Here is a 25,786-nt window from a genome sequence, read left to right on the forward strand (position 1 = left end):
CGGCAGGCTGCGCGGGCTGCACGCGCCGAAGGCGTACGGCTGACCGCGCCGACCCGGGCGCCCCGGACGGTCAGGTGAACCGCTCGTCCAGGCAGGCCAGTTGCCCGAGCGCCGCATGGGCGTCCGGGCCGAGGACGGTTTCGGCGAGGGACGGGGTCCGGGCGAGTCGGACGACCGCGCGGAACACGTCGGCCTGCCAGAGCATCGCGAGGGCGTCCGCCAACTCCCGTGCGGTCGCCGGGGACACGCCGCTGTGCTGGTGCCACTCCCGCAGCAGCGCCTTGACCACGGTGAAGGCCAGCCGCCGCCCCCGGACCAGTTCGCCGCGGGCGTTGAGGCCGAACACGTCTATGGTGGTGCGCCCCTTGGCCGTCAGTCCCTGATAGGCACCGGACTCCAGATAGAGCAGCAGGTGGTCGGCGGGGTCCTCGCGGGAGGGGTCGATCAGCAGGTGGGCACCGGTGACGGGGTCGCAGGGGAACTGGTCGCGCTTGAGGTTGCTGTTGCAGTAGGCGCAGGCGAGCAGGTGGTTGTGCCAGTCGAAGGTGCGCAGCGGGGCGCGGGCGATCGGCTCGAAGTGGTCGATGTCGGTGCCGAGGCTGTCGCCGCAGTACATGCAGCGGACCAGACCGGGGGCCATCCCGTGCAGCAGGGTGCGCAGCCGGGCCTTGGTGTCGCGGGCGTCGCGCCAGGCCGCCCGTCCGGTGGCGGTGGTCGCCCCGGAGGTACGGAGCACCTCGGTGCGCCGGGTCAGCTCGGCGGCCAGTCTGCCGCGCAGCTGCGGGCGCTGGAGCGGGATCACCTGTTGCCGCCTCGTCGTGAGCGGGTCTCGTCGACCCGGGCGGTGAGCGGACTGCCCAGGCGGGCACCGAGTGCGTGGTACTCGGCGATGTCGGTCTTGGAGGCCTTGCCCGTGTACAGCTTGCGCTCCAGCGCGATCAGCAGCTGCCGTTCCTCCTCGGCCTGCGGGGAGTGGGCGCTGGGCAGGGCGAAGAGCTCGGTGAGCGCGACGTCGTCGCCACTGCCGTAGGCGATGCGCTGGTGCAGGTCCTCGTCCAGGACGTAGGGCGGGGCCTGCTCGGTGGGACCGGGCAGGCGGACCAGGCCGCCGGGATCGGCCGCCTGGCAGATGTAGGGGCTGTGGGTGGTGACCAGGAACTGGACCTCGGGGAAGTGCGCGACCAGCCACTCGCCGAGCCACTGCTGCCGGGCGGGGTGGAGGTGGGCCTCGGCCTCGTCGATCAGGGCCAGGCCGGGCGCGGGGGCGGTGGGCGATTCGCCGTCGATCACCAACTCCTCGTCCGGATCGGCCGCCTGGGCGCTCCTGAGCAGGTCGAGGACGAGGGCGAGGACGCTCCTGACGCCCTCCCCGAGAGCGGCCGCCGGCCGGGTGCTGCCGCCCCGGGTGACCCAGAGACCGTCCGGGTCGATCCGGGCGATGCGGTGGCCGTCGGGCAGCAGTCCGTCGCCGAGCAGTGCGAGTAAGGAGTCGCCGCGCTGCCCGGCCAGCCAGTGCAGGCCTGCGGCGAGGCCGGCCGAGCCGTGGAGGCGGGTGGCGACGGCCCCGGCGCCCGCGGCGGGGCCCGAACGGTGCTCGGTGCAGCCACCTTCGGTCCGACTGAGCCGCCAGCGCAGTTCGTCCGCCCCGGCGCCGGTGATCCGCACCTCGCCCTCGCCCAGCCAGGACGGGTCGTCGGGCCCGTGCCCGAGCGCGTGGGCGACGGCGTGCAGCAGCGCGGTCTTGCCCGAGCCGCCCGGCCCGGCGAACACCGTCCAGCCGGCGTGCGAGCCGTCGGGCCTGGTCAGCTCCAGGTCGAGGCTGCGTTCGCCCTGGAAGCCCCCGATGTTCTCGATCCCGATCCTGGCGACGTACATGACGACCACCCCTCAACCGATCGGCACGGTGCATGGGTTGAGTACCCGTCGGCAGAGCCGCTCGAACGGCCCCGGTGGACCGCCGGGTCACGACACGATGCGGACCGGCAGATCGCACAGCGCCTCGCGCAGCGAGGCGGCGAAGCGCTCGTACTCGCCACTGCGCGCCGAGCCGGGGCGGGTGGCGAGACCGATCCGGCGGCCGGGGGCCGGGTCGGCGAAGCGGACGGTGGCCAGCCGGTCGGTGCGACCGGCCTCGACGTCCAGGGCCGTGGCGGGCAGCAGGGTGACGCCGAGCCCTCCGGCGACCAGCTGGACCAGGGTGGAGAGCCCGGCGGCCCTGGTCGAGCCGCCCGAGGTGTCGGCACCGACCTCACGGCAGATGTCCAACGCCTGGTCGCGCAGGCAGTGGCCCTCCTCCAGCAGCAGCACGTCGAGGTCGAGCAGCACGTCCCGGGGTACGCCGGTGCGCCCGGCCAGCTCGTGGTCGGGCGGGGTGACCAGCACGAAGTCCTCGTCGAACAGCGGGATGTCGCGGGTGGGTGACGCCCCGCCGGCCGGGAGCGCGAGCAGCAGCAGGTCGAGCCGACCGGCGGCGAGCCCCTCCAGCAGCGAGGGGGTGCGCTGCTCGTGGACGTGCAGGTCCAGGTCGGGGTAGCTACGGCGGACCAGCCTGAGCACGCCGGGCAGCAGGTACGGGGCGACGGTCGGAATCACGCCGAGGTGCAGCGGGCCGGTGAACGGGCGACGGGCCGCCTCCACCTCCTCGGAGAGGTCGTACAGCGAGGCGAGCACCCGGCGCGCGTGCTCGGCCACCCGCTCCCCCAGTGGCGTGATGATGACCTTCCGCGTCGTACGCTCGACCAGCTGTGATCCGAGCGTCTCCTCCAGCGCCGCGACCGCGCCGGAGAGGGCCGGCTGGCTGAGGCCCACGGCGGTGGCCGCATCGCGGAAGTGCAGGTGCTCGGCTACCGCCAGGAAGGCCTTGAGCTGGGCGATGGTCGGGGTGCGGGACTTGGGGTGGCGCAAGATACTGATAGCTCTCTCCGATCAGATGGATCGAGTCTAGCTATTTCCCCGATCAGTGAGCGGTGTGTCAGGCTGGGATCCGTCCGCAATCCGGACGGCCCTCCCCGCAATCGCATCACACAGGAGAAGCGAACGTGCTCACGATCGGTGACAAGTTCCCCGAGTTCGAACTCAACGCCTGCGTCGACCTGGACGCCGCGAACGCCTTCGCGCAGATCAACCACAAGACCTACGAGGGCAAGTGGAAGATCGTCTTCTTCTGGCCGATGGACTTCACCTTCATCTGCCCGACCGAGATCGCCGCGTTCGGCAAGCTGAACGAGGAGTTCGCCGACCGTGACGCCCAGATCCTCGGCGTCTCGGGCGACTCGGAGTACGTCCACCACGCCTGGCGCAAGGACCACAAGGACCTGCGTGACCTGCCCTTCCCGATGCTGGCCGACGTCAAGCACGACCTGATGCGTGCCTGTGGCGTCGAGGGTGCCGACGGCCTGGCCCAGCGCGCCGTCTTCGTCGTGGACCCGAACAACGAGGTCCAGTTCGCCATGGTGACCGCCGGTTCCGTCGGCCGTAACCCCAAGGAGGTCCTGCGGGTGCTGGACGCCCTGCAGACCGACGAGCTGTGCCCCTGCAACTGGAACAAGGGCGAGGAGACCCTCGACGCCCAGGCCCTGCTGGCCGGCTGATCATGGCCCTCGACGAACTGAAGGCGGCCCTGCCGGACTACGCCAAGGACCTCAAGCTCAACCTGAGCGCGGTCATCGGCAACTCCGAGCTCCCCGCCCAGCAGCTCTGGGGCACCGTGCTGGCCTGCGCCATGGCCACCCGGAGCGCCGCCGTGCTGCGTGAGCTGGAGCCCGAGGCCAAGGCGAACCTGACCCCGGAGGCGTACACCGCCGCCAAGGGTGCCGCCTCGATCATGGGCATGAACAACGTCTACTACCGGACGTTGCACCTGCTCTCCAACAACGAGTACAGCACCATGCGCGCCGGGCTGCGGATGAACATCATCGGCACCCCGGGCGTGGAGAAGGCCGACTTCGAGCTGTGGTGCTTCGCGGTCTCCGCGATCAACGGCTGCGGCCAGTGCCTCGACTCGCACGAGCAGGTCCTGCGCAAGGCGGGCGTGGACGCCGCGACCGTCCAGGCGTCGATGAAGATCGCCGCCGTCGTCCAGGCCGTTGCCGCGACCCTCGACTCCGAGGCCGTCCTGGCTGCGCTCTGACGCACGCGACAACGCGGGAGGCCCTGCCGGACGATGTGTCCGGCAGGGCCTCCCGCGTTCTCTTGGCTGAACCCGGCAGTCTCCCCGGCCGTTTCGTGCCGCCCGGTGAGCCTTCCGCGTTCTCTCGAGTGAGCCTCCGCACCGTCCGGAGGCGGCCTGCAGGGCGCTGCTCGCGCCCTGGCAGTACGGCCCTACCGTTCGGCCGCCCCGCGGGCGGCTTCGAGGGCCTCGAAGACCTGCTGGCCGGCCGCGTTGCGCTGGCGCAGGTGGGAGACGACGGTGTTGGTCACCGCGATCAGCGGGACGGCCACGATCGCGCCCCCGATCCCACCGATGATCGAGCCGGTCGCCACACCGAGCACCACGCCCAGCGGGTGCACCCGGACCGCACGGCCGAGGATCAGCGGCTGGAGCAGGTGCCCCTCGATGTTCTGCACCGCGACCAGCACGACTAGCACCATCAGCGCGATGAACGGCCCCTGCGTCACCAGTGCGATCAGCACCGCGATGGTGCCGGTGACCAGTGCGCCGACCAGCGGCACGAACGCCCCGAGGAAGACGATCACCGCCAGCGGCATCGCCAGCGGTACGCCCAGCAGCTGGATGCCGATGCCGATGCAGAGCGCGTCGATGAAGGCCACGCACACGGTGCCGCGCACGTACGCGGTGAGGGTCGCCCACGCCTTCGGGCCCGCACCGGCGAGCGCGTAACGGGAGTGCCGGGGCAGGCCCCGCAGCAGCCAGCTCCAGATCCGGGCGCCGTCGTAGAGCAGGAAGAAGGTGGTGAAGGCGGCGAGCAGGACGCCGGTGAGGACCTCGACCGCTATCGTCACACCGGTGAACCCGGCCGAGGTGATCTGGTCCGAGTTGGTGCCGATCGCGTTCGTGATCTGCTTGGCGAAGTCGTTGATCTGCTGCTGGGTCAGGTGCAGCGGCCCGGTGACCAGCCACTCGCGCAACTGGTTGACACCGGCCTGGACCTTCCCGGTGACCGAGTTGAGGTTGGTGGACACCTGCCAGACCACGAACCAGCCGACCAGTCCGATCCCGGCCAGACCGCTGAGGAAGGTCGCCGCCGCCGCCAGTGAGCGGGGCACCCCGTGCCGCCGCAGCCAGGAGACCGTCGGCTCCAGCAGCGCGGAGATCAGCAACGCGGCCAGCACCGCGAAGGCGACCAGCCGCAGCATGTCCACCACCCGGAAGACCAGGTAGAGAGCCGCCGCGAGCAGCAGCAGCCGCCAGGTGGACTCGGCCGCCACCCGCAGCGTCCACGGCACCGCGTCGACCGGGTCCGCCGGACGGCCCGGTACGACGCCTTCACGGCCGTACGGCGCCTGGGTCCGCTCGGCCCCGGAGCGCCGCTCGGATCCGTCCGGCAGCGGGGAACGAGGTGCCGGGACCTGCTCCATGGACAGCAGGAAGTCGTCCGGGTCCGCTACCTGTTCCTCCACGGCGCGGGCAGCCCGGCGCCGTTCTGCCAGTGCCGCCACCAGTCGCGAGGCGAGGGCTCCAGCCCCCGACACCGCGAGCACTCTTGCGCCCCGCGCCACCTTCGACACACCGCTCCCCGATCGGCTCTTGCTACGCCGTCGGTCATCCCCGTCACGGCTGTCAGGGACGACGCTACCCGCCCGAACGGATCGGTTTCGCCGTTGGAGCGAGGTGGGCGCGGGGAATCTTCAATGTCACAGCGGCAAAAATTATCTCAATATCGGATAATTCGGCGGTTTCGGACCGCGGTTCCACGGGGAGGGGTCGGGTGTAACAGAGGGCCAACTGTCGGCGGACCGGCCGGTGCCGGGGCAAACCAGGACCCTCCCCGGCCCCCGCGTCCGCATCTGGACCGCACCGCCCACCGGCGTCATGGTCAGCGCAGCGCTGGGCGGCGCGGCCCGCAGTTTTCCGGCCCGCAGCTCTTCCGGCGCGAAGCGTGTCCGACCCGCGGCGTGTCCGGCCCCGGCAGCACTCAGGACCTCCGGGCCCGCGGAACGCCGAGAGGCCCCCGACCACGGTCGGGGGCCTCTCGGCGAAGCGGCTGCGCTCCTAGTACCACTGGTGCGCCTGCCAGAAGGACCAGGCGCCGCACGGCGAGCCGTAGCGGTCGTTCATGTAGTTCAGGCCCCACTTGATCTGGGTCGCGGGGTTGGTCCGCCAGTCCGAGCCGACCGAGGCCATCTTCGAACCCGGCAGCGCCTGGACCAGGCCGTACGCACCGGAGCTCGCGTTGGTCGCGGTGTAGTCCCAGCCGCTCTCGCGCTTCACGATCTGACTGAAGCACTGGAACTGGCCGGAGTCGCCGATGATCGAGGCGGCCATTGCCTGGACCGAGCCGGGGTCGGTGGCGACGACGGCGGCCATCTCGGTCCGCGCCTTGGCGCGGTTCGCGGCCTCCTCGTCGGCCTGCCGCTTCTCCTCGGCGGCCTTGGCGGCCTTCTCCGCGTCGGCCTTCGCCTGGGCGTCGGCGGCGGCCTTCTGGCGCGCGGCCTCGTCGGCGGCCTTCTTGGCGGCGGCTTCCTGCGCGGCCTGGTCGGCGGCTGCCTCCTGAGCGGTGGCCTGCTGCTTGAAGTTGTCACTGACGGTCTGTGCGTGAGCGCCCGTCGGGACGTCGGCGAGCAGGGTGGCACCTGCGACGTCGACCGTCTGGGTGTTCTTGCCCTCGCTACCGGACGCCACGCCGACGACGGCACCTACAGCGGTGACCGCGGTGGCAGAGGCCACAGCGACTCCCCGGACCGAGATCCGAGTCACATGGTTTCCTTCCAGCATCGCCCGCGCGTGACCGTTCGGACGCAACATGCCCCTTGGCGCTGGTCCCCACAGGTGCTGGTCACGGGAGACTCGGGCCCGGCGCCGGGCCGAGACTGAGTCGGACAGGCGTGTGGATCGGGCGGCATACGGCTCAAGCGGTGTTCAGTTGTCCGCCCGCCGACCGGAGTTGCCGGGCGAGTTGTGCCGTACGCGGGGCCTGACAGAACCCTCACCATGCCGCACCAGGACGTGTCTACGCAATTCCCGGTTGCGTGGCGCATCTCACAATTCCCGCGAGCAGCGGGTTTGCCGGTACTCCAGAGAAGGGACAGTCAGGTGTGGTGACAGCCAAGGGACCTGCCGCTATGCGGCAGGTCCCTTGATCCAGTTTTAGGGTGATTTGCCCCGGTGTGGCGTGTCATTGACCACCCGTTCGCCTCCGGGCGCCCCGGGCCGGCGCGCCGTCCGGCTCGGGCCGGTCTCAGGGCTGGATGTCCTCCAGCATCTCCGTCACCAGGGCGGCGATCGGCGAGCGCTCGGAGCGGGTGAGTGTGACGTGCGCGAACAGCGGGTGGCCTTTGAGCTTCTCCACCACCGCGACCACGCCGTCGTACCGACCGACTCTCAGGTTGTCGCGCTGGGCGACGTCGTGGGTGAGCACCACCCGCGAACCCTGGCCGATCCGGGACAGGACGGTCAGCAGGACGTTCCGCTCCAGGGACTGCGCCTCGTCCACGATCACGAACGCGTCGTGCAGCGACCGCCCCCTGATGTGGGTCAGCGGCAGGACCTCCAGCATCCCCCGGGCGATCACCTCCTCGATCACGTCCGGGGTGGTGACCGCGGACAGGGTGTCGAAGACCGCCTGGGCCCACGGACCCATCTTCTCGGCCTCGCTGCCCGGCAGGTAGCCCAACTCCTGCCCGCCGACCGCGTACAGCGGACGGAACACCATCACCTTGCGGTGCTGCTGCCGCTCCAGCACCGCCTCAAGGCCGGCGCAGAGCGCCAGCGCGGACTTGCCGGTGCCCGCCCGGCCGCCCATCGAGACGATGCCGACCTCGGGGTCGAGCAGCAGCTCCAGGGCCACCCGCTGCTCGGCGCTGCGGCCCCGCAGCCCGAACGCCTCGCGGTCCCCCCGGACCAGCCGTACCCGGCCGTCCTGCGTCACCCGGCCGAGCGCCCGGCCGCGCTCCGAGGTGAGCACCAGGCCGGTGTGCACGGGCAGTTCCTCGGTACCGTCGACGTCCACCGCGACGTCGTGGCCGGCCCCGAACAGGGCGTCCACCTGGTCGCCGGACACATGCAGCTCGGACATCCCGGTCCAGCCCGAGGTGATCGCCAGCTCCGCGCGGTACTCCTCCGCCAACAGCCCGACCGAGCTGGCCTTGATCCGCAGCGGCAGGTCCTTGGAGACCACGGTGACGTCGTAGCCCTCGGCCTGCAGATTGCGGGCGACCGCCAGGATCCGGGTGTCCGCCTCGCCTCCGCCCGAGCGGTACCCGGCCGGCAGCGCGGAGGGGTCGGAGTGGTTGAGCTCGACCCGGATGGTGCCGCCGAAGTCGCCCACCGGGATCGGCTCGTCGAGCCGGCCGTGGCGGATGCGGTAGTCGTCCAGCAGGCGCAGCGCCTGGCGGGCGAAGTAGCCCAGCTCCGGGTGGTGCCGCTTGGCCTCCAGCTCGGTGACCACGACCACCGGGAGGACCACCTCGTGCTCCTCGAAGCGCGTCATGGCGAACGGGTCGGCCAGGAGCACGCTGGTGTCGAGAACGTACGTGCGCCGGTCTGGTGTCCGACGGCTCTTGGTACTGACCACTAGGCCTCCCGAGCGGATGACCCAGCGTCACCCGCGGCAAGCCGGTCCCCGCGACCCCGGTGGCCGGGGTACCGGTCTGACTGGGGTATTCCCAGGCGAACCATGGTGCATACCCGCCGCACGGAACTGACGGATCATTGTCGGCGAACGTTTACCCGAACGCCTCACGGGCAGACGATCTGAACTCGGTTCAGCGCCCCGGCGGCTTGGAACCGACGTCCGTCACAGGCCCAGTCGGCGGTGGCGCAGCTGGTAGTCGCGCAGCGCGCGGAGGAAGTCGACCTTGCGGAAGGCCGGCCAGTACGCCTCGCAGAAGTAGAACTCGCTGTGGGCGCTCTGCCAGAGCAGGAAGCCGGACAGACGCTGCTCGCCGGAGGTCCGGATGATCAGGTCGGGGTCGGGCTGGCCGGTGGTATAGAGGTGTTCGGCGATGTGCTCGACGGTGAGGATTTCGGCCAATTCCTCGATCGAGGTACCCCGGCCGGCGTGCTCCTGGAGGAGCGAGCGGACGGCATCGGCGATCTCGTGCCGGCCGCCGTAGCCGACGGCGACGTTGACGGTGACGCCCTGGACGTGCTCGGTGGCCTGGGCCGCCTGCTTGAGCACCTCCGCGGTGTGCTCGGGCAGCAGGTCGAGCGCGCCGACCGGGTTGACCCGCCAGCGACGGGCCTCGGCCAACCCACGGACCGCGTCCTCGATGATCCCGAGCAGCGGGACCAGTTCCTCGGCCGGGCGGGAGAGGTTGTCGGTGGAGAGCATCCAGAGCGTGACGACCTTGACGTGCGTCTCGTCGCACCAGCCGAGGAACTCGCTGATCTTGTCCGCCCCGCGCTGGTGCCCGTACGCGGTGGTCCCGCCGGTCGCCTTCGCCCAGCGGCGATTACCGTCCAGAATGACCCCGATGTGGTGCGGGGTGTTGTCGAGGTGCACCTCGACCCGGCGGCCGTAGAGCCGGTATGCGTTGTCCAGCAGGCTGCGCAGACCCGGCGTGCGCTCGACCACATCGCGCAGACCCATGACGTTCGGCCCCTCCGTGCTTGGTCCCCCGGTGCGACTAAAAACCCCCGCCGCAGCCTACTCCCGCACGGGTGCACGAAGGTAAAACCGCACGTAGCGAACCTGTCACAAGAGTGAACAGAAATCCTCGGCCCTATGTGGGTCCGATGTGGCCGTGGTCGCGGGCTGCCCCGACTCGGTCGCGGCCGCCATGGACACGGAACGGTCACCGGTTCCTTAACCGGGCCGTAAGTCGGGCTCCGGATGCTTGACGCCCACCATTGGTCTAGTCCAGTTTTCTGTGTGAGGGCGGCGGACGGCGGCGCGTACCGACCCCGCCCCCGACAGCCCTACCGCGGACCACCCTCCCCCACACGGAGCCGTCGCGCCCCCACCGCGGCGGCTCCCCTCTTCCCACGGAGCGCCTCCATGGCCCGTACGCTGCAGCCGCCGTCCCACCGGCGCCACCGAAGCACCCTCCCCACGGCCCTCGCGGCCGGCACCACCGCGCTCGCCCTGGCCGGCGGCGGCCTCGCGCTGTTCACGGGCAGCGCCGGCGCGGCGGTCGGCGACCTCGTCGCCAACGGCGGCTTCGAGACCGGCACGCTCGCCGGCTGGAGCTGCGCCGGCACCGCGAGCGCGGTCTCCTCCCCGGCGCACTCCGGCTCGTACGCCCTGCAGGGGACTCCGGGCGGCTCGGACACCGCCGACTGCCGGCAGACCGTCAGCGTGCTGCCCAACACCCGCTACACGCTGAGCGGTTGGGTCCAGGGCCCGTACGTCTACCTGGGCGTGAGCGGCACCGGCGGCACGGACCCCTCCACCTGGTCCAGCCAGAACGGCTGGAACCAGCTCAGCACGACCTTCACCACCGGCGCCGGCACCAGCGCCGTCACGGTGTACGTGCACGGCTGGTACGGCCAGGGCGCCTACGGCGCGGACGACATCACGCTGACCGGCCCTGCGGGTACCTCCTCCCCGACGCCGGCGCCGAGCACCTCCTCCTCCCCGTCGAGCTCGCCGTCCTCGTCGCCCGGCGGGCCGAGCAGCAGCCCCACCTCGGCCCCGAGCGGCAGCTCCAGTCCGGCGCCGAGCTCCTCCCCGAGTTCGTCGCCGACCGGCAGCCCCCCGCCGAGCGGGCCCGCCACCCCGCCGAGCGGGCCCCTCCCGGCGCACTTGCTGACCGGCTACTGGCAGAACTTCGACAACGGCGCCGCCGTGCAGCGGCTGCGCGACGTGCAGAGCGCCTACGACATCATTGCGGTCTCCTTCGCGGACGCGACCGGTACTCCCGGCGCGATCGGCTTCACCCTGGACCCGGCGCTCGCGAGCAGGCTGGGCGGCTACACCGACGCGGACTTCAGGGCCGACATCGCCGCCGAGCACGCGGCGGGCAAGCGGGTCGTGCTTTCGGTCGGCGGCCAGAACGGCACCGTCACGGTGAACAGCTCCGCCACCGCCGACAACTTCGCCACCAGTGCGTCCGCCCTGATCCGCAGCTACGGCTTCGACGGTGTGGACATCGACCTGGAGAACGGTGTCGACCCCGTCCACCTGGCACAGGCGCTGCACACCCTGCAGAGCAAGGTCGGCTCCGGCTTCGTACTGACCATGGCACCGGAGACCATCGGGATGTACAGCACCTCGGGCGCGTACTTCCAACTGGCGCTGAACACCAGGGACATCCTGACCGTCGTCAACACCCAGTTCTACAACTCCGGTGGGATGAACGGCTGTGACGGCAAGGTCTACAACCAGGGCACCGTCGACTTCATCACCAGCCAGGTCTGCACCCACATCCAGGGCGGTCTGCGTCCGGACCAGGTCGGCATCGGGGTCCCCGCCTCCGGCAAGGCGGCGGGCGGCGGTTACGTCGACTCCACCGTGGTGAACCACGCGTTGGACTGCCTGGCCACCGGCACCAACTGCGGCAGCTTCGTCCCGCCGGCCAGGTGGCCGGCCATCCGCGGCGCGATGAGCTGGTCGACCAACTGGGACGCCGCCAACGGCAACGACTTCTCCGCCAACGTGGGCGCCCACGTCCACGCGATGCCGTGACCCCCTCGGGACGCCGCCTTTCGAGGGTGGGGCGGTGTCCCGGCCGAGGCTCGTCGTGCCCGCCGGGTGCGGCGGGCCTCCTGGCCGCGGTTACCGCGGCCCCTACCTTGGTCGGGCCGCGGCGGCCGGTCGGGCCCCGCTCTTCAGGAGGGAGACCGCACGGTCGTAGGCGGAGTCGCGGTGGTGGCCGAACTCCTCGTCGGTGAAGACCGGTTCGCGGTACTGCGGCGGGATGCCCGGCCCGTCGAACGTGCGCCCGGAGGGGGTGCGGAACTCCTCGTTGGGCAGGCCGATCTGCCAGCCGTTGGGAAGGGTGCGCTCCAGGACGTCCGAGAAGACGCCCTGGGTGGACTGGCCGATCCGCACCGAGCCGCCAGGGCGGTCCATCAGCGCCTGGGTGAACGTCTCCCCCGCGCTGACCGTGGACCCGCTGGTCAGGACCGCGACCGGGCCGGTGTAGCGGGCACCCGGGGTGGGCTGGACGACGATCGGCTGTGGACGCGTGAACGCGCTGGGATCGGCCGGATCGTCACGCGTCACCTTGCCGTACGCGAGGTACCCGCGGTCGGTGAGCCGCGAGGCGATCTGCAGGCCGAGGCTGTCGGAACCGCCGCCGTTGATCCGCACGTCGATGATCAGACCGCTGAGCCGGGCGGTGCGCTCCGGGGTGAGGATGTCGTCCAGCGCCCGCTGCAGCTCGGCGCTGTTGGCGGCGTAGCTGTCGTCCGGGTCGTCCGTGTAGCCGCCGAAGCCGGAAATCCTGAGGTAGCCCTGGCTGTTCGGCAGGTCCGCGTAGCCGATCCGGCCCTTGGCGTAGGACCGCAGCTGCCCTCCGCCGAGGTCGCGCTCCTCGATGTAGGCACGGAGCCGGTCGTCCAGCTCACTGCTCGGCACGACCGTGCCGGGGCGGCCCTGGGCGAAGCGACCGGTGCCCTTGGCCGCGATGTGGACGTGCGCGTCGTACAGCGGCCGGACCATCTCGCTGAGGACGGCGAACAGTTGGGCGTCGCTGGTCCGCGCGTTGATCTGCGGCCGGTAGTGCTCCCTGACGGCGTGCCAGTCGATGCCCTTGGCAGCGAAGAAGGGGTAGTTCTCCTCGAACGTCTGCCAGAAGACGTCGAAGGTGGCCACCCGATCGGCCGGCGCGGGCCGACCGCAGTCGGCGGGCAGGGACGGAACGCGGTGCAGCATGCGATCGCCGGGTGAGCCGTCGACGTGCAGGGCCGCGCCGGCCTGGCCGGGCAGTACCCGGACGGTGAGGACCGTTGCGTCGGGGCCGGTGAAGGTGACCGACCCCGGGGCGGTGTGCGAGCGCTGGGCGTCGTCGCCCTTGAGGCAGCTGATCGAGGTGGTCTGGTAGGTCTGGAGGTGGTCGCCCGCGATGGTGAGGACGGTGCCGTAGCCGTCCATCCGCCAGGTGCCGTCCGCCCAGTGGGAGGCCGTGGCGTCCGGTGGATGGCCGGCGGCGCTCGCCGGCTGGGCGCCCAGGGCCGATCCGCCCGTGATGACGAGCAGTGCGGCTGTGAGAGCGGTCCTGGCGGAAGAGTTCCTGAGCGGCATGGTCGAGCCTCCCCGTGCTTGGCCTGACGCCGTACGGCGTCCGGTGACCATGCTCCCGACGGCGCCCCCGGAGTGGCGATGGTGCTGGCTACCGAGTTCGGGTGGTGCCTGCACCACCCTGCCAGGACCCCCCGTACGGATGCGCCGGGTACACCACGTGGGCGCCCGGGTGTGCCGGGGCGGCCGCCTCTTGGGAGCGCACCCCTGCCCGGTGTCAGTGGAGGAGGACCGCCAGCAGGGCGCCGAGGAGCATGCAGGGCCCGAAGGGCAGGGCGTCGCCGCCCTTCATCCGGTGGGCCAGCAGCTGCGCTCCGCCCCACAGGGCGGCGAGCACGAAGCCGTACCAGAAGCCGGTCAGCACGGTGCTCCAGCCGTACCAACCGAGGACCGCGCCCAGGGAGGGGGCCAGTTTGGCGTCGCCGAAGCCCATCGGTGCCAGCAGTGCGAGCGCGCCGTAGCAGGCCCCGAGCGCCAGTGCGGCGTAGAGGCAGCGCAGCAGTACGGCGCCCTGGTGTTCGGTCAGGACGAGCAGCAGGGCCGTGCCGAGGGCGAGCGGGAGGGTGAGGACGTCCGGCAGGCGGTGGACGGCCGCGTCGACGAAGGCGAGCACCACGCCGAACAGGGCGGCCCAGGCCAGCGGCAGCACGAGCGGCCAGTGGGCGGCCGCGCCGACCGCCGCGCCCGTCCCGGCCGCGACCAGCCCGACCCGGAGGAGGCCGGGGCCGCCCGGGGCTCCGGGCGCGCGCCACGGCTCGCCGTAGGGCACCGCGTAGCGCGCCGCCGCCGCACGCAGCAGCGGTGCCGCGAGCAGACCGCCCCCCGCTCCGACCAGTTCGCCGACCACAGCCGCCCCCTCCGCCCGAACGGGTCGAGCGTACGGCCCGTACCATCTGCGGAACCAGCGGCCAGTGATGGCGGATCAGCTTGTGAACGGGGAGCAGTGCATGGAGCCCTTGGAGGTCACCGATCCGGAGGCGGTCGGACCGTACCGCCTCCTGGCCCGACTGGGCGCGGGCGGGATGGGACGGGTGTACCTGGCCCGTTCGGCGGGTGGCCGGACCGTGGCGGTCAAGGTCGTCCGGCCGGAGCTCGCGGAGGACCGGGAGTTCCGCAGCAGGTTCGCACGCGAGGTGGAGGCCGCGCGCGCGGTTGACGGCACGTACACCGCTCCGGTGGTGGACGCCGACCAGGACGGCCCGACGCCCTGGCTGGCCACCGCCTACGTACTCGGTCCCCCGCTGACCGACGCCGTGCTGGCGCACGGACCGCTGCCCGAGGAGTCGGTACGGGCACTCGGCGCCGGCCTGGCCCAGGCGCTGGCCGCCGTACACCGGGTCGGACTGGTGCACCGCGACCTCAAGCCGTCCAACGTGCTGCTGGCCGCCGACGGACCCCGACTGATCGACTTCGGGATCGCCAGGGCGATGGAGGGCGACAGCGTCACCCGGACCGGGATCGTGGTCGGCTCACCCGGCTACATGAGCCCCGAGCAGGCGTCGGGGCAGCCGATCGGCCCGGCCAGCGACGTCTTCTCGCTCGGTTCGGTGCTGGTGTACGCCGCCACCGGCGAGGGTCCGTTCGAGTCCGCCTCGGGACCGGCCGCGCAGCTGTACAAGGTGGTGAACGACCAGCCCGACCTGGCGGGGCTGCCCGCCGGACTGCGTCCCGCCGTGGCGGCCTGCCTCGCCAAGGACCCGGCGCGGCGGCCGAGCCCGCAGGAGCTCACCGAACTGCTGGCGCCGGAGGGCACCGCGGCGGTGCTGCGCCACGGCTGGTTGCCCGCACCGGTCACCGGGGCGCTGGCGCAGCACGCCGCGCAGGTGATGGACATGGAGACCCCGGCGCGCGGCACCGCCGCGGCATCGGTGGACGGCTACTCGCCGACCGGGGCGGACCACTCCCCCGCTCCCGGCACCATGCGGCTGGGTCGCGGCGCCAAAGAGCAGGATCCGCCGTCCGTGCACGGCGCGCCGACCTCGTTCACGCCCCAGCCCCCGCAGGCGGTGCCCGACACCGAGCCGGTGGCCGGTCCCCGGCCGTCCCGGCGGGCCTTCCTGTTCGGCGGCGGTGCGCTCGCGGTCGCGGCCGTCGGCGGCGGTGCGGTGTGGGCACTGTCCCCGAACCAGAACCACTATCCGGCGCAGAACCCGACCGCCACCGCACAGCCGGTGCCGAAGCAGTCCCGCCCGGCCGGGGTGCCGCCGGAGCCGCTGTGGACGTACGACGTGCAGGGGCGCGTGTCGGCGGCACCGCCACTGTTGGTCGCCGGGGTGCTCTGCCCGCAGGGCGAGGGCCTGGTGGCGCTGGACCCGGCGACCGGCAAGGAGAGGTGGGCCAGGCGGGACGTACCGGCCACCATCCTGGTGACCGCCAGGGGAATGGTCTTCGCCGCGGTCGACACCCAGATCACCGGCTTCGCCGCGGACAGCGGCGTGCCGCGCTGGACGTTCGCGGGCAAGGACACCGACGGCAACCTGCTCGCCCCCGACGGCCTGCTCGGCGCGGACGACCAGGCCGTCTACACCCTGGCCGACCTGTCGCCCAAGGGGGTGGTGTTCGGCGACACCAAGTCCGGAGTGGCCGCGGTCTCGCTCGACAACCAGCGGGAGCTCTGGTTCCAGGAGCGGAAGAAGAGCGCCAGCCCCTTCGTCTCCGGCCTGGCCGCCGCCGGCAACGTCTACTACACCGACGCCAGCAACAACCTGGTCGCCCGCAGCGGCAAGGACGGCACCCAGGTCTGGTACGCCGACACCGGCTCCTCCGCCGCCTTCCCGGCCGCCGCCGACGACACCCAGGCGTACTGCCTCACCGAGCGGACCGGCCTGCAGGCCGTCCGGCTCTCCGACGGCAGGCAGCAGTGGAAGATCACCGTGCCGGCGGACGAGAAGCGGATGTTCACTCCGGTGGCCGCGGTGAAGGGCGTGGTGTACGGCAGCGACGGCACCTCCTCGGTCTGCGGCTGGGACGCCGCCAGCGGCAAGGAGCTGTGGCGCTGCGCGCTGCCCAGGAACGTCTCGGCGATGACGGCACCGGTACTGGTCGGCAGCACCCTGTTCGTGCCGGGCGCGTTCGGCGCGGGGGTCTTCGCGGTGGACGTCAGGAGCGCGAGCCTGCGCTGGACCTTCTCCGTCCAGGGCACCTCGACGGACGACTGGTACCTGGGCACGGACGGCAAGCGGCTGTTCGCCCAGCTCGGCCCGCACATCTACGCGCTGCCGCCGGAGTAGGCGGTAATAAGGGGAGAGCACCGGGCTGTGGCCCAGAGCACGAGGTGGCCGGCGGCCGAGCACCGTAGAGTACTCAGACATGCAGGTCATCCAGTCCAGCAAGCTCGCCAATGTCTGCTACGACATCCGCGGCCCGGTGCTCGACGAGGCGATGCGTCTGGAGGACCAGGGGCAGCGCATCCTCAAGCTGAACACCGGGAACCCGGCCCTGTTCGGGTTCGAGGCGCCGCCGGAGATCCTCCAGGACATCCTGCGGAACCTGGCCGGCGCCCACGGCTACGGGGACTCCAAGGGGCTGCTCTCCGCGCGCCGCGCCGTGGTCATGCACTACGAGGACCGCGGACTGCACGGCCTCTCGGTCGATGACGTCTTCCTCGGGAACGGGGTCTCCGAGCTGATCCAGCTCGCCATGACCGCGCTGCTGGACGACGGCGACGAGGTGCTGGTCCCGGCGCCCGACTACCCGCTGTGGACGGCCTCGGTCAGCCTGGCGGGCGGCACCGCCGTGCACTACCGCTGCGACGAGCAGTCGGAGTGGTACCCCGACCTGGCGGACATCGAGTCCAAGGTCACCGACCGGACCCGCGCGCTGGTGGTGATCAACCCCAACAACCCGACCGGCGCGGTCTATCCGCGCGAAGTCCTGGAGGGCCTGGTCGAGATCGCCCGCCGGCACAAGCTGGTGGTCTACGCGGACGAGATCTACGACAAGATCCTCTACGACGACGCGGAGCACGTCCCGCTCGCCACCCTGGCGCCGGACCTGTTCTGCGTCACCTTCAACGGCCTGTCCAAGGCGTACCGGGTGGCGGGCTTCCGCTCCGGCTGGATGGTGCTCTCCGGCGACCGGGCGCGGGCTCACAGCTACATCGAGGGCCTGAACGTGCTGGCCTCGATGCGGCTGTGCGCCAACATGCCGGCTCAGCACGCGGTGGCGGCGGCGCTCGGCGGGCGGCAGTCGATCAAGGACCTGGTGCTGCCCGGCGGGCGGCTGCTGGAGTCCCGGGACGCGGCGTACCGGCTGCTGAACGAGATCCCGGGCGTGAGCTGTGTGAAGCCCAAGGGCGCGCTCTACGCGTTCCCGCGGCTGGACCCGCAGGTGTACAAGATCAAGGACGACCAGCAGATGGTGCTCGACCTGCTGCGGGCCCAGCGGATCCTGATCGTCCAGGGCACCGGCTTCAACTGGCCCGAGCCTGACCACTTCCGGCTGGTCACACTGCCGCGCCCGGAGGAGATCACCGACGCGGTCACCCGGATCGGGGACTTCCTCTCGGGCTACACGCAGCCCTGAGGGACGGGCCGCACACGGCCCCGAACTCGCGCTGCCCGTAGCCTTGCGGGTCGGATCCGGGCGCCCGGGGCGACGGAGAAGCGGCCGACGGCCGGAGCGGGGCTCCGGCCGTCGGCCGATGTCTTTTGAGCGCCGCCGCCCCCGGTGAGGAGTAGGGGCGGCGGCCCCTCAAACCCGGGCCCGTCAGCCCAGGCGCTTGACCAGCGCTCGGTACTCGTCCCACAGCTCGGTCGGCGTGTGGTCGCCGAAGAGCTCCAGGTGGGCCGGCACCAGCGCCGCTTCCTGCCGCCAGATGTCCGCGTCGACGGAGAACAGCAGGTCGAGGTCCTCCTGCGGGATCTCCAGGCCGTCGAGGTCGAAGCCCTCGACGGCAGGCAGCACACCGATCGGCGTCTCGACGCCCTCGCCGGTGCCGTCCAGCCGCTCGACGATCCACTTCAGCACCCGGCTGTTCTCGCCGTAGCCGGGCCAGACGAACTTGCCCGCGCTGTTCTTGCGGAACCAGTTCACGTAGTAGATCTTCGGCAGCTTGTCCGCGTCGGCCTGGCCGCCGATCTTCAGCCAGTGGGCGAAGTAGTCGCCCATGTTGTAGCCGCAGAACGGGAGCATCGCGAACGGGTCGCGGCGCAGCTCGCCCACGGTGCCCTCGGCGGCGGCGGTCTTCTCGGAGGCGATGTTCGCGCCCAGGAAGACGCCGTGCTGCCAGTCGAAGGACTCGGTCACCAGCGGGACCGCGGTGGCACGGCGGCCGCCGAACAGGATGGCCGAGATCGGCACACCCGCCGGGTCCTCCCACTCGGGGGCGATGGTCGGGCACTGCGCGGCCGGGACGGCGAAGCGCGCGTTCGGGTGGGCGGCGGGGGTGCCGGACTCCGGGGTCCAGTCGTTGCCGCGCCAGTCGGTCAGGTGGGCCGGCGGCTCGTCGGTGAGGCCCTCCCACCAGACGTCACCGTCGTCGGTGAGCGCGACGTTGGTGAAGACGGTGTTGCTGTGCAGGGTGGCGATGGCGTTGGCGTTGGTGTCCGTGCCGGTGCCCGGGGCGACTCCGAAGAAGCCGGCCTCCGGGTTGATCGCGTAGAGGCGGCCGTCGGCACCGAAGCGCATCCAGGCGATGTCGTCGCCGATGGTCTCGACCTTCCAGCCCGGGATGGTGGGCTGGAGCATGGCGAGGTTGGTCTTGCCGCAGGCGCTCGGGAAGGCGGCCGCGACGTACTTGGCCTCACCGGTGGGCGGGGTGAGCTTCAGGATGAGCATGTGCTCGGCCAGCCAGCCCTCGTCCCGGGCCATGGTCGAGGCGATGCGCAGCGCGTAGCACTTCTTGCCGAGCAGGGCGTTGCCGCCGTAGCCGGAGCCGAAGGACCAGATCTCCTTGGTCTCCGGGAAGTGCGAGATGTACTTGGTGCTGTTGCACGGCCACGGCACGTCCTGCTCGCCCTCCGCGAGCGGGGCGCCCACGGTGTGGACGGCCTTGACGAACTCGCCGTCCTCGCCGAGCTGGTCGATCACGGCCTGGCCCATCCGGGTCATGACGCGCATCGACACGGCGACGTAGGCGGAGTCGGTGATCTCGACGCCGTACGCGGCCAGCGGGGAGCCGACCGGTCCCATGGAGAACGGCACGACGTACATCGTGCGGCCCTTCATCGCACCGCGGAACAGGCCCTTCTCGCCCTGGAAGATCTCGCGCATCTCGGCGGGAGCCTTCCAGTTGTTGGTCGGCCCCGCGTCCTTCTCCTGCTCGGAGCAGATGTACGTCCGGTCCTCGACGCGGGCGACGTCCGAGGGGTCGGAGGCCGCGTAGTAGGAGTTGGGGCGCTTCTTCTCGTCGAGCTTCCGGAAGGTGCCCTGGGCGACGAGCAGGTCGGCGAGGCGCTGGTACTCCTCGTCCGAGCCGTCACACCACTCGACGCGGTCCGGCTGGGTCAGCTCCGCGATCTCGCTCACCCAGGCGAGCAGGGCCTTGTGGCGGGTGGGCGCGGTTGCGAGAGCAGAGTTCTCGTACGACACGATCGCTCCGTTTCACGCCATCTCGGACAGGAGACGGCGTTGCGGGGGTTTGAGGGTGGTTACACCGTAGCCCCGCCATGTCAGCCCGAATACAGCGCCTTGGCGCTTTTGACGGAAGCTTTGCGCCACAGTGTCGAACTTGGGGTCGGTTTCGCGACTCCGCGAGCACGATCACGACCCTCGAACGCCGGGCTCGAACACTCCAGAACGTCCAAAAGTGAGTAGGGCCACTTTCTACGCATTGGTAACCTACGGTTCCGTAAGTAGCATGTTGGCCATGACTGCCGACCAGAGCACGGCCTGTGAGAACCTCCCCGAGCCGCTCGCCGCCCCGGCCGTGCCTGCGGTCGTGGACCAGGCCGCGGCCCTTCCGACGGATCCGGTCACCGGCATGGTCAAGCCGCGATGGCGGGGCTGGCTGCACGCCGGGATGTTCCCGGCCTCGGTCGCCGGCGGGATCGTGCTGATCTGCCTGGCCCAGTCGACGGCTGCCCGGGTCGCCTGCGCGGTCTACTCGGTCAGCGCCTGGCTGCTCTTCGGTGTCAGCGCCGTCTACCACCGCTTCACCTGGGGCCCGCGCGGCGAGGCCGTGCTGCGCAGGCTCGACCACGCGAACATCTTCCTGATCATCGCAGGCAGCTACACACCGTTCACGATCCTGCTGCTGCACGGCGGACGGCGCCGGATACTGCTCTGGCTGGTCTGGGGTGGCGCGCTCGCCGGGATCGCCTTCCGGGTCTTCTGGGTCGGCGCCCCGCGCTGGCTCTACACGCCCTGCTACCTCGCGCTCGGGTGGGCGGCGGTCTTCTTCCTGCCGGACTTCCTGCGGACCGGCGGCGCCGCCGTCCTCACCCTGATCATCGTCGGCGGTGTGCTCTACACCCTGGGCGGTGTGGTGTACGGGCTCAAGCGGCCCAACCCGTCACCGCGCTGGTTCGGGTTCCACGAGGTGTTCCACGCCTTCACCCTGGGCGCGTTCATCGTGCAGTACGTCGGCGTCTCGATGGTCGCGTACAGCCCGGCCGGCTGACGGCGCCGCAGGAGCGGGCCGTCGTTCCGGCTCCGGTCAGTGCCGCCCCAGCCGGGCGCGGGCGCGGGCGCAGCGCTCGCAGTGGGCCGCGTCCGGACCGTGGACGGCGGGCCCGGTCAGTACCCTGCCCCGGAAGCGGCGGGCCACCCAGCCCATGAACACCAGGGTCTCGGCGGCGGCCACCACCCAGACCATCCGCTCCCCGCCGACCAGATAGCCGCCGACCACCGCCAGCGCCGCCGCCACCCCGGCCACAGCCCCCCAGAGCTGCCCATCCCTCGCCATCGGCGCCCCTCCAGCCGCATGACCGCATGCCACACCGTCTCCACCCACGGTGACATGCGTCCCTCCCCTCCGGGGCGAACGGGGGATCAACGTTGCATCAATTCCGTGTGAGGACCGACCCGCAGGCGATCCGGCGAGTGCCCGCGACAGCGACCTCCGGTCAGCGGACCCGAGGAGCGACCCGGGGGTCCGCGGCCCCCGGGCCGCTCCGTTCGCTGGGACTGGGAGTGGCCCGGCGGACCGGATCAACCGAGCTCCAGGACCAGGCCGTCCTCGACCGGACGGTAACCCAGCTTCCGGTAGATCGAGTTGCTGGTCGGATTGGCCAGGTCGGTGTAGAGCACCACCTCCTCGGCGCCCGCCCTGCGGGCGTGGACGGAACCGGCCGCGACCACGGCGCTCGCGTAGCCCCGGCCGCGCAGCTCGGGCGGGGTGAAGACCGGCGCGATCCGGGACATCCCCGCGAGCACCGGGCTGACCCCGGCGAACGAGACCGGGCGGCCCCCGTCCTCCCAGATCCGCAGCTCACCGAGGGCGGTCCGCCGGTCGACCATCGCCCCGAGGTCGGCCGGATGCGATGCCCCGATCTCGGCCGCGAAGGCCGCGAGCCAGTCGGTCAGCAGTTCCCGGTCGTCCACCGTCGCCGGCCGGGCCCGGCCGCCCGGAGCGGGTGAGGGCTCGACCAACTCGCCCAGCCGGTGGAGCCGCTCGTTGGTCCGGACGCGCGCGGTCGCACGGCCGCCCCGGCACCACGCGGCGCCGAACGCCTCCACCGGCGCCTTCCCGCCGCCGACCCCGCCCGGCTCCACGCCCTGCGCCCGGAGCAGCTCGGCCAGCTCCGCTCCCGCCTGGGGCGGGGTCAGCCCCAACCTGAGCTGGCGCGGCGGCGTCTGCAGGAAGACCCCGGCGACCGGCGCACCCGGCCCCGGACGCCACCAGCCGAAGCGCGGGGGCTGCTCGTGCGAGTCGGAGTCGACCGCGGCGAGACGGTCCACCAGGGTGAGCAGCACGGTGTTCTCGGCGGGGTGCGCGGCGAGGAAGGTACCGGCCGCGGAACGGAATTCGTCCAGCGATGAGCTCAGGGTCCACGTCATGGTTCATGATGGCCGCCGCCCGGAGCGCGGTGCAGCTCGATTTCACCCGGGCGCACGGCGGCCGGGCGGCCCGCGCTACCCCTCCCGGACGCCCAGGCTCGCCGCCAGCACCTCCGGGTCCGCCGTCGGGGCGTCGCAGGTGAAGTGCCGGCAGACGTACGCGGCGGGACGCCCGTCCAGCAGCGGACGGTCGGCGAGCAGCGGGACGTCCGCGGTGCCGGGCTCGCCGAGGGCCACCACGGCGCCGGGCGCGGTGCCGAGGAGTGCGGTGCGGTGCAGTGCGGCGGCGGCCGGGTCGTCGGCCGGGCCGACCACGGCGACCTCGCGCGGGCCGTCAGCCAGTGCCTCGGCGACGGCCAGCCCCCAGCCGATGAAGCGCGGCGCCCGGCTGCTGAGCGCGCCGACGATGCCCAGCGCCCGCTCGGCGGCACCGCGGTGCCGGGCCGAACCGGTGTACGCGGCGTACGCGAGCAGGGCACCCGCGGCGGCGGTCCAGCCGGACGGGGTGGCGTTGTCGGTCGGGTCCTGCGGGCGGCGGATCAACTCCTCGGCGTCATCGGCCGTGTCGTACATGGCGCCTGACGCCGCGTCGACGAAGTGCGCCAGCACGGTGTCGAGCAGCCCGCCCGCCAGGTCGAGCCATTCGGCCTCGCCGGTGACCGCGTACAGGGCGAGGAAGCCCTCCGCGGTGTCCGCGTAGTCCTCCAGGACTCCGGCGTTCTCGCCGGCCCTGCCGTCCCGGGAGGTGCGCAACAGGCGTCCGTCGGCGGTGAGATGGACGGCCAGCAGCAGGTCGGCCGCGCGCTCGGCCGCCTCGATCAGGTCCGGGCGCTCCAGCAGTGCGCCGGTCTCGGCGAGGGCGGCGATGGCCAGCCCGTTCCAGGCGGCCACCACCTTGTCGTCCCGGGCGGGCGCGGGGCGCAGGGCGCGCGCCTCGAACAGCCGGGTGCGGATCCGCTCGTACTCCGCCGGGTCCTCGGGGTCGGCCGGAAGCTGCAGGACCGAGGTGCCGTGCTCGAACGTCCCGGTGGGCGTCACGGAGAACAGCCGGGCCGCGAGCGCGGCGTCCGCCGGCCCGAGTACGTCCACCAACTGCCCCGGCTCCCAGGCGTAGTACGCGCCCTCGGCCGGCCGCCCGGTCTCCTCGTCAAAGCTGTCGGCATCCAGTGCGGAGGCGAATCCGCCCTCGGCCGTGCGGAGTTCGCGCACCAGGAAGTCGGCGGTCTCCAGCGCGACCCGGCGGGCGAACGCTCCGCCGGTGGCCCGCCACAGGTGCAGCTGGACCCGCAGCAGCAGGGCGTTGTCGTAGAGCATCTTCTCGAAGTGCGGCACCACCCAGTCCGCGTCCACCGAGTAGCGGGCGAAGCCGCCGCCGAGCTGGTCGTAGATGCCGCCCCTGGCCATCGCCTCACAGGTCCGCTCGGCCATCTGCAGCGCCGCCTCGGAGCCGGTCCTGGCGTGGTGGCGCAGCAGGAACTCCAGCACCATCGACGGCGGGAACTTGGGCGCGCCGCCGAAGCCGCCGCGCTGCTGGTCGAAGCTCCGGCTGAGCGCGACCAGCGCCTGGTGCAGGTCCGCCGCACCGGGCGGGCCGGCCACCCCGGCCCCGGCGCCGTACACCGAGGCCCGCTCGGACAGCTCGGCCCGGATCCGCGCGGCCACCTCGCCGACCTCGTCCCGCCGGTCCCGCCAAGCCGCGCTCACGCCCTCCAGCACCTGCCGGAAGCCCGGCATCCCGTGCCGGGGCTCGGGCGGGAAGTACGTCCCGAAGTAGAACGGGTCCTTCTCGGGCGTCAGGAAGACCGTCATCGGCCACCCGCCCTGCCCGGTGGCCGCCTGCACCGCCTCCATGTAGACGGCGTCCACGTCCGGCCGCTCCTCGCGGTCCACCTTCACCGCGACGAAGTGCTCGTTGGCGTAGGCGGCCACCGCCTCGTCCTCGAAGCTCTCGTGCGCCATGACGTGGCACCAGTGGCAGGCGGCGTACCCGACGCTCAGCAGCACCGGCACCCCGCGCCGCTCGGCCTCCGCGAACGCCTCGGGGGACCACGGCCACCAGTCGACGGGGTTGTCGGCGTGTTGCAACAGGTACGGGGAGGTGGCATCGGCCAGGCGGTTCACCATGTGGGCAGTATCGCAGCACCGGCCGCGGGAACCCCGAAACCGGAACGGACTGGCGGGGTCGGTGCCGGCCGGTCGATCCGTGCGGTCCCGCCGTACGCGCCGCGACTGCGGAGTCGAGCGGCACAGCAATCCCCGTCACCCCCTTCTTGTGCAAGTGACACTGAGAAGTACCGTGAACAGCTGACCGCACGACAGATCGCCCACCAGCGCTGGCAGTCGCTTCTGGACGCCACGCGCCCCAGCGAGCTGGAAATGGAGACCTGGCTCACCTGCGACAAGACTTCCTTCCTCGATGAAGCGCTCCGGCACCACCGGCTCACCTGGCGCGACCTGATCACTCACACCGTCCTGGTGGCCCCAGCCCCTTCCTACAAGCGAGGCCGGGTCAGAGGCGGCCCCTGGCGGTACTCGCACTATGTCTTCCGCCTGTTCCTGTTCACCCAGGACGGGATCCGCGAGATCAGCTCCGAGTTCAAGTTCTCCGACGCAACGCGCAGGAACGAGCAGCGGAGCAACTACCGGTTCGACGCGCTGTCCTCCGTGCAGGTGACGGAGAACGTCGACGTCGGCTACGACCTGGAACTCGTCCTCACCAACGGACCAGCCAGGAAGATCCGCGTCAAGGACGCCGATGCCCATCAACTGGCGCCGGACGAGAACTCTCAGGAAATCTCCGAGATCAACCTCAACGCTGCCGGCTCCACCCACACCTTCCGCCTCCTGGAGGGGATAGCGGCGGACGGGAAGGGCTGGATCGAACGGCACAGCCCCGACAACCTGACGCCCTTCCAGATCGCCGGCTGATCCTGAACTCGAGCATAGGAATGCCTGTGGCCTCCACGGACGATGTCACCGAGAGCAAAATCCTGCTGGCCGAGTACGACTGCCTCAAGGAGGAACAGAAGACCCGCATAGGGTTCCGCGACAACCTGCTCTACTTCACGCTCGCCGCGGCCACTGCGGTCGTGGCAGTCAGCGTCCAGAGCGGCCAGTCCCGACTGCTGCTCTCCGTCCCCGCGATCTGCCTGATCCTGGGCTGGACCTACCTGGTCAACGACGAGAAGATCTCGGCGATCGGCTGCTACGTCCGCGACCAACTGGGACCGCGCCTGGAGGAACTCGCCTCCGCCCACGGCACGGTGTTCGGCTGGGAGGTCTACCACCGCAACGTTGCGGGCCGCACCATGCGCAAGCGGCTTCAGACCGCGGTGGACCTGTTCACGTACCTGGTCCTGCCAATGGTCTGCACGACCGCGTTCTGGTGCTCTCCCACCGTTCAGCCCCTGCTCGTGCTCACTTCTCTCGTACAGACGCTCGCCCTGGCCGTACTGGGCTGGCAGTTCCTGCTCCGTGCGGAGCGGTAGCACCAGCCCCGCCGGACCCGCTCCACACACGCGTACGACGCCTCCGGTGCGCGG

20 protein-coding genes and 1 pseudogene are annotated in these 25,786 nt (G+C 71.6%); 8 read left to right on the top strand and 13 right to left on the bottom strand.

Annotation, left to right across the window (positions count from 1 at the left end; genetic code table 11):
* Window positions 1-70: 70 nt before the first annotated feature.
* The 3 genes from ABD369_RS24450 to ABD369_RS24460 form a co-directional block, all read right to left on the bottom strand.
* On the bottom strand, window positions 71-802 hold the full coding sequence (locus ABD369_RS24450; protein WP_344638678.1) for an HNH endonuclease: 732 nt from the start codon (window positions 800-802) through the stop codon (window positions 71-73).
* Entirely contained in the window at window positions 799-1,875 is a 1,077-nt protein-coding gene (locus tag ABD369_RS24455; protein ID WP_344638679.1) for an AAA family ATPase, read from the bottom strand. Before ABD369_RS24455 ends, ABD369_RS24450 begins: the two co-directional genes overlap by 4 nt.
* Before the next feature lie 87 nt (window positions 1,876-1,962).
* Window positions 1,963-2,904: a LysR substrate-binding domain-containing protein gene (locus ABD369_RS24460; protein ID WP_344638680.1), complete on the bottom strand. Its 942-nt coding sequence runs from the start codon at window positions 2,902-2,904 to the stop codon at window positions 1,963-1,965.
* A gap of 134 nt (window positions 2,905-3,038) precedes the next feature.
* On the opposite strand from ABD369_RS24460, the gene ABD369_RS24465 reads away from it, so the two are divergent.
* Together ABD369_RS24465 and ABD369_RS24470 are read left to right on the top strand one after the other, a co-directional pair.
* Window positions 3,039-3,590 (top strand): peroxiredoxin, encoded by a 552-nt coding sequence (locus tag ABD369_RS24465; protein WP_344638681.1) that lies wholly within the window; start codon window positions 3,039-3,041, stop codon window positions 3,588-3,590.
* Window positions 3,591-3,592: 2 nt separating this feature from the next.
* Window positions 3,593-4,129 carry an alkyl hydroperoxide reductase gene (locus ABD369_RS24470; protein ID WP_344638682.1) on the top strand — a complete coding sequence of 179 codons (537 nt, stop codon included), beginning with the start codon at window positions 3,593-3,595 and terminating at the stop codon, window positions 4,127-4,129.
* 191 nt (window positions 4,130-4,320) lie between these two features.
* On the opposite strand, the gene ABD369_RS24475 is transcribed toward ABD369_RS24470, so the two are convergent.
* The 4 genes from ABD369_RS24475 to ABD369_RS24490 form a co-directional block, all read right to left on the bottom strand.
* Window positions 4,321-5,652 (bottom strand): AI-2E family transporter, encoded by a 1,332-nt coding sequence (locus ABD369_RS24475; RefSeq protein ID WP_344638683.1) that lies wholly within the window; start codon window positions 5,650-5,652, stop codon window positions 4,321-4,323.
* Between the two features lie 520 nt (window positions 5,653-6,172).
* Window positions 6,173-6,877, bottom strand: coding sequence for an aggregation-promoting factor C-terminal-like domain-containing protein (locus tag ABD369_RS24480; RefSeq protein ID WP_449806468.1), 705 nt, complete (start codon window positions 6,875-6,877; stop codon window positions 6,173-6,175).
* 481 nt (window positions 6,878-7,358) lie between these two features.
* A complete protein-coding gene (gene phoH2 / locus ABD369_RS24485) occupies window positions 7,359-8,693 on the bottom strand; it encodes an RNA 5'-3' helicase PhoH2 (protein ID WP_344638685.1) in 1,335 nt (444 codons plus the stop codon).
* A 222-nt stretch (window positions 8,694-8,915) separates the two neighbouring features.
* Window positions 8,916-9,710, bottom strand: coding sequence for an isoprenyl transferase (locus tag ABD369_RS24490; RefSeq protein WP_344638686.1), 795 nt, complete (start codon window positions 9,708-9,710; stop codon window positions 8,916-8,918).
* A 408-nt stretch (window positions 9,711-10,118) separates the two neighbouring features.
* On the opposite strand from ABD369_RS24490, the gene ABD369_RS24495 reads away from it, so the two are divergent.
* The gene (locus ABD369_RS24495) at window positions 10,119-11,747 is read left to right on the top strand and encodes a chitinase (protein WP_344638687.1); all 1,629 of its coding nucleotides are present in this window, start codon (window positions 10,119-10,121) and stop codon (window positions 11,745-11,747) included.
* A 102-nt stretch (window positions 11,748-11,849) separates the two neighbouring features.
* Here the strand turns inward: ABD369_RS24495 and ABD369_RS24500 are convergent, their stop codons facing one another.
* Both ABD369_RS24500 and ABD369_RS24505 read right to left on the bottom strand, forming a co-directional pair.
* Complete coding sequence (locus tag ABD369_RS24500) at window positions 11,850-13,307, bottom strand: S41 family peptidase (protein ID WP_344638688.1); 1,458 nt, start codon at window positions 13,305-13,307, stop codon at window positions 11,850-11,852.
* Window positions 13,308-13,521: 214 nt separating this feature from the next.
* Window positions 13,522-14,151 (bottom strand): prepilin peptidase, encoded by a 630-nt coding sequence (locus tag ABD369_RS24505; RefSeq protein WP_344638689.1) that lies wholly within the window; start codon window positions 14,149-14,151, stop codon window positions 13,522-13,524.
* A 100-nt stretch (window positions 14,152-14,251) separates the two neighbouring features.
* Here ABD369_RS24505 and ABD369_RS24510 point away from each other — a divergent pair, with 100 nt between their 5' ends.
* Window positions 14,252-16,534 carry a protein kinase domain-containing protein gene (locus tag ABD369_RS24510; protein WP_344638690.1) on the top strand — a complete coding sequence of 761 codons (2,283 nt, stop codon included), beginning with the start codon at window positions 14,252-14,254 and terminating at the stop codon, window positions 16,532-16,534.
* Between the two features lie 79 nt (window positions 16,535-16,613).
* On the top strand, window positions 16,614-17,828 hold the full coding sequence (locus ABD369_RS24515; protein ID WP_344638691.1) for a pyridoxal phosphate-dependent aminotransferase: 1,215 nt from the start codon (window positions 16,614-16,616) through the stop codon (window positions 17,826-17,828).
* A gap of 183 nt (window positions 17,829-18,011) precedes the next feature.
* On the opposite strand, the gene ABD369_RS24520 is transcribed toward ABD369_RS24515, so the two are convergent.
* Window positions 18,012-19,835 carry a phosphoenolpyruvate carboxykinase (GTP) gene (locus ABD369_RS24520; RefSeq protein ID WP_344638692.1) on the bottom strand — a complete coding sequence of 608 codons (1,824 nt, stop codon included), beginning with the start codon at window positions 19,833-19,835 and terminating at the stop codon, window positions 18,012-18,014.
* A 391-nt stretch (window positions 19,836-20,226) separates the two neighbouring features.
* Between ABD369_RS24520 and trhA the strand changes: the two genes are divergently transcribed.
* Entirely contained in the window at window positions 20,227-20,865 is a 639-nt protein-coding gene (gene trhA / locus ABD369_RS24525; RefSeq protein ID WP_344638737.1) for a PAQR family membrane homeostasis protein TrhA, read from the top strand.
* A gap of 36 nt (window positions 20,866-20,901) precedes the next feature.
* Here the strand turns inward: trhA and ABD369_RS24530 are convergent, their stop codons facing one another.
* From ABD369_RS24530 to ABD369_RS24540, 3 genes are all read right to left on the bottom strand, one after another.
* Entirely contained in the window at window positions 20,902-21,150 is a 249-nt protein-coding gene (locus tag ABD369_RS24530) for a hypothetical protein (RefSeq protein ID WP_344638693.1), read from the bottom strand.
* 245 nt (window positions 21,151-21,395) lie between these two features.
* On the bottom strand, window positions 21,396-22,244 hold the full coding sequence (locus ABD369_RS24535) for a GNAT family N-acetyltransferase (protein ID WP_344638694.1): 849 nt from the start codon (window positions 22,242-22,244) through the stop codon (window positions 21,396-21,398).
* Between the two features lie 75 nt (window positions 22,245-22,319).
* Window positions 22,320-24,368: a thioredoxin domain-containing protein gene (locus tag ABD369_RS24540; RefSeq protein ID WP_344638695.1), complete on the bottom strand. Its 2,049-nt coding sequence runs from the start codon at window positions 24,366-24,368 to the stop codon at window positions 22,320-22,322.
* Window positions 24,369-24,536: 168 nt separating this feature from the next.
* On the opposite strand from ABD369_RS24540, the pseudogene ABD369_RS24545 reads away from it, so the two are divergent.
* Both ABD369_RS24545 and ABD369_RS24550 read left to right on the top strand, forming a co-directional pair.
* Window positions 24,537-25,172 (top strand): annotated as a pseudogene (locus ABD369_RS24545) (hypothetical protein); the annotation flags it as partial.
* Between the two features lie 20 nt (window positions 25,173-25,192).
* Complete coding sequence (locus ABD369_RS24550) at window positions 25,193-25,732, top strand: hypothetical protein (RefSeq protein ID WP_344638696.1); 540 nt, start codon at window positions 25,193-25,195, stop codon at window positions 25,730-25,732.
* Window positions 25,733-25,786: the final 54 nt, after the last annotated feature.

Source organism: Kitasatospora cystarginea (assembly GCF_039533515.1).
Taxonomy (GTDB): Bacteria; Actinomycetota; Actinomycetes; order Streptomycetales; family Streptomycetaceae; genus Kitasatospora; species Kitasatospora cystarginea.

Excerpts from the sequence above, each read along its gene's own strand:
- ABD369_RS24530 (WP_344638693.1), bottom strand. The coding sequence starts at position 21,150 with ATGGCGAGGGATGGGCAGCTCTGGGGGGCTGTGGCCGGGGTGGCGGCG.
- ABD369_RS24495 (WP_344638687.1), top strand. The coding sequence starts at position 10,119 with ATGGCCCGTACGCTGCAGCCGCCGTCCCACCGGCGCCACCGAAGCACC.
- ABD369_RS24455 (WP_344638679.1), bottom strand. The coding sequence starts at position 1,875 with ATGTACGTCGCCAGGATCGGGATCGAGAACATCGGGGGCTTCCAGGGC.
- ABD369_RS24535 (WP_344638694.1), bottom strand. The coding sequence starts at position 22,244 with ATGACGTGGACCCTGAGCTCATCGCTGGACGAATTCCGTTCCGCGGCC.
- ABD369_RS24550 (WP_344638696.1), top strand. The coding sequence starts at position 25,193 with ATGCCTGTGGCCTCCACGGACGATGTCACCGAGAGCAAAATCCTGCTG.
- ABD369_RS24540 (WP_344638695.1), bottom strand. The coding sequence starts at position 24,368 with ATGGTGAACCGCCTGGCCGATGCCACCTCCCCGTACCTGTTGCAACAC.
- trhA (WP_344638737.1), top strand. The coding sequence starts at position 20,227 with ATGGTCAAGCCGCGATGGCGGGGCTGGCTGCACGCCGGGATGTTCCCG.
- ABD369_RS24515 (WP_344638691.1), top strand. The coding sequence starts at position 16,614 with ATGCAGGTCATCCAGTCCAGCAAGCTCGCCAATGTCTGCTACGACATC.
- ABD369_RS24510 (WP_344638690.1), top strand. The coding sequence starts at position 14,252 with ATGGAGCCCTTGGAGGTCACCGATCCGGAGGCGGTCGGACCGTACCGC.
- ABD369_RS24500 (WP_344638688.1), bottom strand. The coding sequence starts at position 13,307 with ATGCCGCTCAGGAACTCTTCCGCCAGGACCGCTCTCACAGCCGCACTG.
- ABD369_RS24470 (WP_344638682.1), top strand. The coding sequence starts at position 3,593 with ATGGCCCTCGACGAACTGAAGGCGGCCCTGCCGGACTACGCCAAGGAC.
- ABD369_RS24490 (WP_344638686.1), bottom strand. The coding sequence starts at position 9,710 with ATGGGTCTGCGCGATGTGGTCGAGCGCACGCCGGGTCTGCGCAGCCTG.